Origin of the sequence: Marilutibacter maris (genome assembly GCF_006546735.2) — a bacterium.
In the GTDB taxonomy this organism is placed as follows: domain Bacteria; phylum Pseudomonadota; class Gammaproteobacteria; order Xanthomonadales; family Xanthomonadaceae; genus Marilutibacter; species Marilutibacter maris.
In genome coordinates this window covers 1-7,915 of the sequence record NZ_VICD02000330.1, presented here as the reverse complement: position 1 = coordinate 7,915, position 7,915 = coordinate 1, and the positions used below count along the sequence as shown (strand labels likewise).

Here is a 7,915-nt window from a genome sequence, read left to right as displayed (position 1 = left end):
GCGCCCACCTTCGTCAGCGCTGCCGTCAGCGTGGTCTTGCCGTGGTCAACGTGGCCGATCGTGCCGACGTTCACGTGCGGCTTGGTGCGCTCGAATTTACCTTTAGCCATGGCTATCGCTTCTCGCTCTTGACGGTTTACTGAGTGGAACTGCCGGGCAAACGGCCCAGTTCAAACGAATATGGTGCTCACGACTGGAATCGAACCAGCGACCTCCTCCTTACCAAGGAGGTGCTCTACCGACTGAGCTACGTGAGCAGGTTGTCGCAGCAGGTGGCGCGTTGCAGCAATGGAGCGGGAGACGGGAATCGAACCCGCACCATCAGCTTGGAAGGCTGAGGTTCTACCATTGAACTACTCCCGCGCCGGAAAACCTGCTTGGGTACCGCACCCTCGGCTGGTAAGGCCTTGGGGTCTTGCTTTTGAAGCTGGTGGAGGGAGGTGGATGGCTGCGGTCGCTGCGCGACCTTGACCCTCCGGGCCGCGCCTCTCGGCGCGCACGATGAAGCTGTCGCTTCATCGCCGAACCAGCGGTGGCTCTCATCCACCTCTCGTTCGCTCCGGCAACCTTCCTGCCGATTTTACTGCTACCACCTTGTGAAGCTGGTGGAGGGAGGTGGATTCGAACCACCGAAGGCGTAAGCCAGCAGATTTACAGTCTGCCCCCGTTGGCCGCTTGGGTATCCCTCCAAAAGAGCCCGCAATTTTGGCGCTCGTCTCCGAGCTTGTCAATGCATTTTTTGCGATCGGGACGACATTTCTTTGTCGCCGTCGCCGGCGTCCGATCTCGGACGCACGACACGCCCTGTCGTCGATGGCTGCCGCCCACGATTCCGGGGTGATGCGCCACCGACTCCACCGAAGCGGATGCACGGGCAGCGCACAAGGATATACGCAGATCCGGCGCAAGCGAAGATGCGGAGTGTGGCCGCGACGCCCTAGCCGCCCATCGCCGCACGGGTCGCGAAGACGACGATGGCCAGCGCCAGCAGCGCGAGAGCGGCGCCCAGCGGCCACGGCAGCGAAGCCGCGCGCCCGTCCACAGCGCGCGTGGACGCGCTTCGGGCCGGCCCGATCGACGCCACGGCCAGGGCCACGCCCAGACCGACACCAAGCCATTCCAGCGCCGACAGCAATGCCGACATGGGGCTCGGCGTCACCGGAAAGACCGCCCCCAGGTCGAGCAGATAGACGCCGGCGAACACCAGTCCCGCCAGGGCCGACAGGCCATGACCACGGCCCTTGCGCGCCACCGCTACGGCGAGCACGAGGCTGCCCAGACCCAGCACGGTCAGCAGCGCGTTGAACGCCGCGAGCACGAAGGCCGGATAGGCGCTGAAATCGCGGGTCTCGACGAAGCCGCCGGGCACCATCAGGGCCAGGTTTACGGTCGAGGCGACCAGCAGGACGACAACAACGAGGCGACGGACATTCATCGGATCACGCCTTGCCAGGAGGGGAAGGACTCGTGCGCGGTGTCGGACACCGCATCGACCGAGGCCAGCATCGCGATCACCAGCCCGACCGCACGCCGGTTGAGATCGAGCACCGCCGCCTCGTCCAGGTCCTGCGCGTCCAGCGCGAACCAGCGATCGATCTCGCGGGCGACCGCGAAAGCCACGTCGGTCAACAGCGCCAGCGGCAGATCCGAACGCACCGCGCCAACCTGCTGACCGATCTCGATCGTTCGCCCGAGCCGGTCGCGCAGGGTCGCGAGCAGGTCGGCGACCGCCACCTGGGCCGCGGTCTCGCGATGGATGCCGCGCCCCAGCTCGGCCAGGCGCGGGTTGTGTTTCAGGACGCGGGTCAGCCGTCCGAACAGCGCTTCCATCTCGCGCCAGTAGGCCTCGGCCGAGTCCGGCTCCGGCAAGCCCGTATCGAGCAGGCCCGCGAGCTCACCGAGCGCACGCTCGATCACCGCGCGATACAGCTCGCCCTTGTCGGCGAAGTAGTAGTAGGCCTGCCCCTTGCTGAGACCGGCGCTGGCGAGGATCCGGTTCAGCGAAGCGGCCGCGAATCCGTGCGCCCTGAACTCGGCCTCGGCGATGTCCAGCCAGGCGCCGCGCTGGGCCGGGGAAAGTTTCTGCAGGCGCTCTCGCGCCCGATGCCTGCGACTCATGGACGACTTCGTGTGAGGGGGTACATGGCGGCCGTCTCGTCTTGAGCCGGTCCGGGCGGACGGACAATTTAGACCAGCGGTCTAAGCGGCGTCAACGCAACTGCGGCGACGGAATCGCGGACACAGGCATGCGCGCACCGGCCGCCGGCGCGCATCGATCTGTCCAGGAGGAGAAGGGTCGGCCGTGCCGGGCGCATCGACCCGGGCGTCATCGCTACCAGGGCCGCCGGTTCGAACGATGCAACCGCGGGCGCGCCGCGGGCTGGAAACCGCCCCCGCCGGAAGCGAGCGGTGGAGCAAGGACCACGGCGCCCGGATCTGGCGCGGATCAGGCGCGGCGACGTGCGGCCGCTGCTGGGGCGTGGCGGCCCGCGCTCAAATCGGTCACCGCGACTGCCGCCGCGCCCGGCCGGATCGAAGGACGATCGTGCCGGATATCGGACGGCCCCGGCGTTGAACGGGGCCGGACGTTGAACGGGTCAGACGTCGAGCGGGTCAGACGTTGAAGCGGAAGTGCAGCACGTCGCCTTCCTGGACCCGGTATTCCTTGCCTTCCAGGCGCATCCGCCCGGCCTCGCGCGCACCGGCCTCGCCCTTGTACTGGATGAAGTCGGCGTAGGCGATGGTCTCGGCGCGGATGAAGCCCTTCTCGAAATCGGTATGGATCACCGCCGCCGCCTGCGGCGCGGTCGCGCCCTTCTTCACCGTCCAGGCGCGCACTTCCTTGACCCCGGCGGTGAAGTAGGTCTGCAGACCCAGCAGGGTGTAGGCGGCGCGGATGACCCGGTTCAGGCCCGGCTCTTCCAGGCCGAGGTCGGCCAGGAAGGCGTCGCGATCGGCATCGTCGAGCTGGGCCAGCTCTTCCTCGATCGCCGCCGACACCGGCACCACCTCGGCGCCCTCGCCCGCGGCCCGCGCCCGCACCGCGTCCAGGTGCGGATTGTTCTCGAACCCGTCCTCGAGCACGTTGGCGACGTACATCACCGGCTTCAGGGTCAGCAGGAACAGGTCGCGGACCACGACCAGGTCGTCCTCGGACAGGTCCAGCGCGCGCGCCGGCCTACCGGCATCCAGCCCTTCGCGGATGCGACCGAGCACCTCGACCCGGACCTTGGCCTCCTTGTCCCCCGACTTGGCGGTGCGCTCGGCGCGTTGCAGCGCCTTCTCGACCGACTCCAGGTCGGCCAGCGCCAGCTCGGTGTCGATGGTGTCGATGTCGGAGATCGGATCGACCTTGCCGGACACGTGGACGACGTCGCCGTGCTCGAAGCAGCGCACCACGTGGGAGATCGCGTCGACTTCGCGGATGTGGGCGAGGAACTTGTTGCCCAGGCCCTCGCCCTTGGCCGCGCCGGCGACCAGGCCGGCGATGTCGACGAACTCCATCGCGGTCGGGAGCAGCTTCTGCGGCTTGACGATCTCCGCCAGCGCGTTCAGGCGCGGATCGGGAACCGGCACGACCCCGACATTGGGTTCGATCGTGCAGAACGGAAAGTTGGCCGCCGCGATCCCGGCCTTGGTCAGCGCGTTGAAAAGGGTCGACTTGCCGACGTTCGGCAGGCCGACGATGCCGCATTTGATGCCCATGTCTGGAAATCCGGACTCGTGATTCGGGATTCGGGATTCGCCGCCCACCATTCGCGGTGCGGGAATCCCGAATCCCCAATCGCCAATCCTGTCGCTAGTCCTTCTTCGTGTGCAGGCGCTTCATCGCTTCGCTGTAGTCGCCGGCGACCGCCAGCGGCAGCACGTCGATCGCGTCGTCGATGGCGCGCAGGATCAGGGTCTCGTCCTCGCCGCTGGGACGGCCCAGCACCCACGGCGTGACCTTGTCCTTGTGCCCGGGGTGGCCGATGCCGATGCGCAGGCGATGAAAGCCGCCGTGCCCGAGCAGGCGCATAGTGTCGCGCAGGCCGTTCTGGCCGCCGTGGCCACCGTCGAACTTGAGCCGGGCGGTGCCCGTCGGCAGATCCAGCTCGTCGTGGGCCAGCAGCGCCTGGGCCGGCTCGAACTTCCAGAACCGCAGTGCCGCGGTCACCGACTTGCCGGACAGGTTCATGAAGGTGGCCGGCTTCAGCAGCCACACCGGCTGGCCGCCGATCTCGACCCGGCAGGTCGAGCCGAACAGCTTGGAGTCGACGTTGAAACGACCGCCCAGGCGGTCCGCCAGGGCGTCCACAAACCAGAACCCGGCGTTGTGCCGGGTCCGGGTGTGCTCGGGACCGGGATTGCCCAGCCCGACGATGAGGCGAAGTCCCGCCATCGATACGGAAACGATGCAATCGGCGTGCGCCGACGCCCCCGCCCGTGCGGGAGCGTCGACACGGCGCGATTACTCCTCGCCCTTCTCGACCTTGGACGCCGGCACTTCGGCCGAGTCTTCCTCGGCGGCCGAATCCTCGGCCTCGACGCGACCGGCGCGGGCCACGACCACCGCCACGTCGTGCTCCTTGCCGAGCTTGAGCTCGGGGATCTCGACGCCCTTGGGCAGCTTCAGCTCGGACAGGTGGATGGTCTCGCCCAGCTTCAGCTCGCTCAGATCGACCTCGATGAACTCGGGCAGATTCTTCGGCAGGCAGCTGATCTCGATCTCGTTCAGCTCGTGGGTCACGACCACGTCGGCGGCCTTGCCGGCCGGCGACTTGTCTTCGTTGGCGAAGTGCAGCGGCACGCGGGTGCGCAGCGCCTGGCCGGCGGTGACGCGCTGGAAGTCCAGGTGCATGATCAGCTGCTTGTACGGATGGCGCTGCATGTCGCGCAGCAGGACCTTCTCCGACTTGCCGTCGATTTCCAGGTCGATGATCGACGAGTAGAACCACTCGTTCTGCTGGGCCAGCCAGGTCGGCTCGTGGTCGAGCTGGATGGACTTGGGCGCGGACTTGCCGCCGTAGACGATGGCCGGGATCACGCCGGCGTGACGAAGGCGGCGGCTCGCACCCTTCCCTTCATCGCTGCGGCTGACGGCCTTGAGGCTGTGTTCGGACATTTTGGTTACTCACTTTCACTAGCATTGATCCGCCTCGCGGCGGCTTGGATGACTCACCCGCGACCAGGTGAGCCGTTGTGCCCCGCGGCCGGAGCCACGGGGCGGATTCGATGCAACCGCGTCAGTCGACGTACAACGAGCTGACCGACTCGCCGAACGCGATGCGCCGGATCGTCTCGGCCAGCAGCTCGGCGACGCTGAGCTGGCGGATGCGGCCGGTGGCGCGGGCCGCCTCGGTCAGCGGGATGGTGTCGGTCACCACCAGCTCGTCGAGCTGCGACTTGGTCACATTGTCGATCGCCGCGCCCGACAGCACCGGGTGGGTGCAGTAGGCGACCACCTTGGTCGCGCCCTGCGCCTTGAGCGCATTGGCCGCGGCGCACAAGGTGCCGGCGGTGTCGACGATGTCGTCGACCAGCACGCAGGTCTTGCCCTCGACGTCGCCGATGATGTTCATCACCGTGGCGACGTTGGCGCGCGGGCGGCGCTTGTCGATGATCGCCAGGTCGGCGTCGTCGAGGCGCTTGGCGATCGCGCGGGCGCGGACCACGCCGCCGACGTCGGGGCTGACCACGATCAGGTTGTCGGTGCCGTGCGCGCGCCAGATGTCGGCCAGCAGCAGCGGCGAGGCGTACACGTTGTCGACCGGCAGATCGAAGAAGCCCTGGATCTGGTCCGCGTGCAGGTCGACGGTGAGCACCCGGTCGGTACCGACCGCGCTGAACATGCGCGCGGCGACCTTGGCGGTGATCGGCACGCGCGAGGAGCGCGGACGGCGATCCTGGCGGGCGTAGCCGAAGTACGGCACCACCGCGGTCACGTTGCTGGCCGAGGCGCGCTTGAGCGCATCCACCAGCACCAGCAGCTCGACCAGATTCTCCGCGCTCGGCGCGCAGGTCGGCTGGATCACGAAGACTTCCTGTCGACGTACGTTCTCCTCGATCTCGACCTGGACTTCCCCGTCGGAGAAGCGGCCGACGAGGGCCTTGCCCAGGCGGATGCCGAGTTCGCGGCAGACAGCCTGGGCGAGAGGACGGTTGGCGTTGCCACTGAACACCAGCAGGTTGCGGTCGGGTTGCACGATCGGACTCCGGCGATGTCGGCGTTCGTTTGGGAATGCTGCGTGGGCGATACGGCCCGCGCTGCCTGATGGACGAGTCCTTGGGTACGCCCCTGTCAACCAGGCTTCACGAACCGGCTCCATACCCGCGGCGATGGAATTGGCAGGGGCGGTAGGATTCGAACCTACGAATGCCAGGATCAAAACCTGGTGCCTTAGGCCTCTTGGCGACGCCCCTGTTGCTTCCGACCACCATCCCCGCGGCCCATGCCGGCGCGCGCGGAGACTTCAGGTGCTGGCTGACGATGTATAGGCCTCGAGCGCATCCAGCAACGGCGATCGCGCCGCGCCGGCCGCCGCCCAGGCATTGAGCCCGGCAGGCAGCGTCGCCAGCGCGCGTCCGGCGGGTTCGAGGCCATCGAACTCGACGAAACAGCCACTGCCCGACCCGGTCAGACGTGGCCGACCGATCCGCGACAGCGCCGCGAAGACCGCCTCGACGGCGTCTTCCCGCGCGCGCAGGACCGGTTCGAACACGTTGCCGAGCGGAACGCCCGAAACGAAGTCCGATATTGTCGCGGGCGGACAATCGCGCGTCAATTGCGGGGCGCGAAACAGCTCCGCGGTCGCCGCGTGGACGCCGGGATCGGCGAGCACGTAGCCGGCCGGAGCCAGCTCGACCGGCTGCAGGGCCTCGCCCACGCCCTCGGCCCAGGCGTTGTGGCCTCGCACGAACACCGGCACGTCAGCCCCGAGCCGCAGCCCCAGAGCTGCCAGCGCATCGACGCCCAGACCGGCGCCCCACATCGCATCCAGGGCCACCAGCACGGTCGCCGCATCGCTGGAACCGCCACCGAAGCCGCCACCCGCAGGAATGCGCTTTTCGACGACGATGTCCGCACCTTTGTCGATATTGGCGGCAGATTGCAGCAAGCCTGCCGCTCGGACAGTGAGGTCATCGGCCGCCTCGACCCCCGCCACCGAGGCGCCGTGGCGGACGATACGGCCATCGTCGCGAGGCCGCAGGCGGATCGTGTCGCCCCAGTCGAGCAGGCGGAACACGGTCTGCAACAGGTGGTAGCCGTCGTCGCGGCGACCGACGATGTGCAGGAACAGGTTCAGCTTGGCCGGGGCCGGCCAGGCGACCCAGCCGGCGGGATCCGGCCGCATGTCGAAACCTGAATCGCCGATCACCCAGGGGTTGCCACCGCGCGGGCGCTCAGTCGCCGCCACCGGTCGACTCCTCGAGGGCGCCGGCAGCGACCGCCTCCGGCATCTCGATGTCCCACTGGTCGACCACCAGCTTGACCCGGGCCTGACGGCCGTCGGCCCCGTCGCGGCGGGCATCGATCCGTCGCGGCAGCCCGGCCCCGTCGCCGGCTTCCGGCCAGCTGTACTCGATCCGCCAGCCGTCCTGCCGCAGCACCGCGAGCCGGCCGTCGGGACCGTAGGCCGCGTCGGACGGACCGCCGGCCGCGGCGCGCAGGCCCCGGGCCCAGTCGGCCAGGGCCGACACCGGCAGGTACCAGCCGGTGGTTTCGTAAAGCAGCTGACCGGCGTCGAAGCCGGTCCGCGGGCCGCCCTCCACGCCGTCCAGCATCGCACCGTCCGGGCCGCCGGCCAGTCGCCAGCTCTGGCGCGTCACCGGCGCGCTGAGACGGATATCGAAACGCGGGCCGTGCTGCTGCCATTCCAGCCGCCCGCTGCCGCCCTGGCCATTCATCGACACCGCGACCCGGCCGCTCAAGGAC

General features: G+C 68.5%; 9 protein-coding genes and 4 tRNA genes. All 13 read right to left on the bottom strand.

Features of this window, described 5'->3' with window-relative positions; all coding sequences use genetic code 11:
• A partial coding sequence (locus FKV24_RS18465; RefSeq protein ID WP_137835413.1) for a GTP-binding protein occupies positions 1 to 110 on the bottom strand: 110 nt, incomplete at its 3' end.
• A 71-nt stretch (positions 111 to 181) separates the two neighbouring features.
• Positions 182 to 257, bottom strand: a tRNA-Thr gene (locus FKV24_RS18460).
• A 32-nt stretch (positions 258 to 289) separates the two neighbouring features.
• Positions 290 to 363, bottom strand: a tRNA-Gly gene (locus FKV24_RS18455).
• Positions 364 to 603: 240 nt separating this feature from the next.
• Positions 604 to 689, bottom strand: a tRNA-Tyr gene (locus tag FKV24_RS18450).
• A 248-nt stretch (positions 690 to 937) separates the two neighbouring features.
• Complete coding sequence (locus FKV24_RS18445) at positions 938 to 1,435, bottom strand: DUF8051 family protein (protein WP_141483435.1); 498 nt, start codon at positions 1,433 to 1,435, stop codon at positions 938 to 940.
• The gene (locus FKV24_RS18440) at positions 1,432 to 2,118 is read right to left on the bottom strand and encodes a TetR/AcrR family transcriptional regulator (RefSeq protein ID WP_141483434.1); all 687 of its coding nucleotides are present in this window, start codon (positions 2,116 to 2,118) and stop codon (positions 1,432 to 1,434) included. The genes FKV24_RS18445 and FKV24_RS18440 overlap by 4 nt, the downstream gene beginning before the upstream one ends.
• A 495-nt stretch (positions 2,119 to 2,613) precedes the next feature.
• Entirely contained in the window at positions 2,614 to 3,705 is a 1,092-nt protein-coding gene (gene ychF, locus FKV24_RS18435; protein ID WP_141483433.1) for a redox-regulated ATPase YchF, read from the bottom strand.
• 94 nt (positions 3,706 to 3,799) lie between these two features.
• Positions 3,800 to 4,381, bottom strand: a complete 582-nt coding sequence (gene pth, locus FKV24_RS18430) for an aminoacyl-tRNA hydrolase (RefSeq protein WP_141483432.1) — start codon at positions 4,379 to 4,381, stop codon at positions 3,800 to 3,802.
• Between the two features lie 69 nt (positions 4,382 to 4,450).
• Complete coding sequence (locus tag FKV24_RS18425; protein WP_111267096.1) at positions 4,451 to 5,104, bottom strand: 50S ribosomal protein L25/general stress protein Ctc; 654 nt, start codon at positions 5,102 to 5,104, stop codon at positions 4,451 to 4,453.
• A 121-nt stretch (positions 5,105 to 5,225) separates the two neighbouring features.
• A complete protein-coding gene (locus FKV24_RS18420; RefSeq protein WP_111267097.1) occupies positions 5,226 to 6,185 on the bottom strand; it encodes a ribose-phosphate diphosphokinase in 960 nt (319 codons plus the stop codon).
• A gap of 140 nt (positions 6,186 to 6,325) precedes the next feature.
• A tRNA-Gln gene (locus FKV24_RS18415) sits at positions 6,326 to 6,402 on the bottom strand.
• A 50-nt stretch (positions 6,403 to 6,452) separates the two neighbouring features.
• Positions 6,453 to 7,334 (bottom strand): 4-(cytidine 5'-diphospho)-2-C-methyl-D-erythritol kinase, encoded by an 882-nt coding sequence (gene ispE / locus FKV24_RS18410; RefSeq protein ID WP_141483431.1) that lies wholly within the window; start codon positions 7,332 to 7,334, stop codon positions 6,453 to 6,455.
• 49 nt (positions 7,335 to 7,383) lie between these two features.
• A partial coding sequence (gene lolB / locus FKV24_RS18405; RefSeq protein ID WP_249041093.1) for a lipoprotein insertase outer membrane protein LolB occupies positions 7,384 to 7,915 on the bottom strand: 532 nt, incomplete at its 5' end.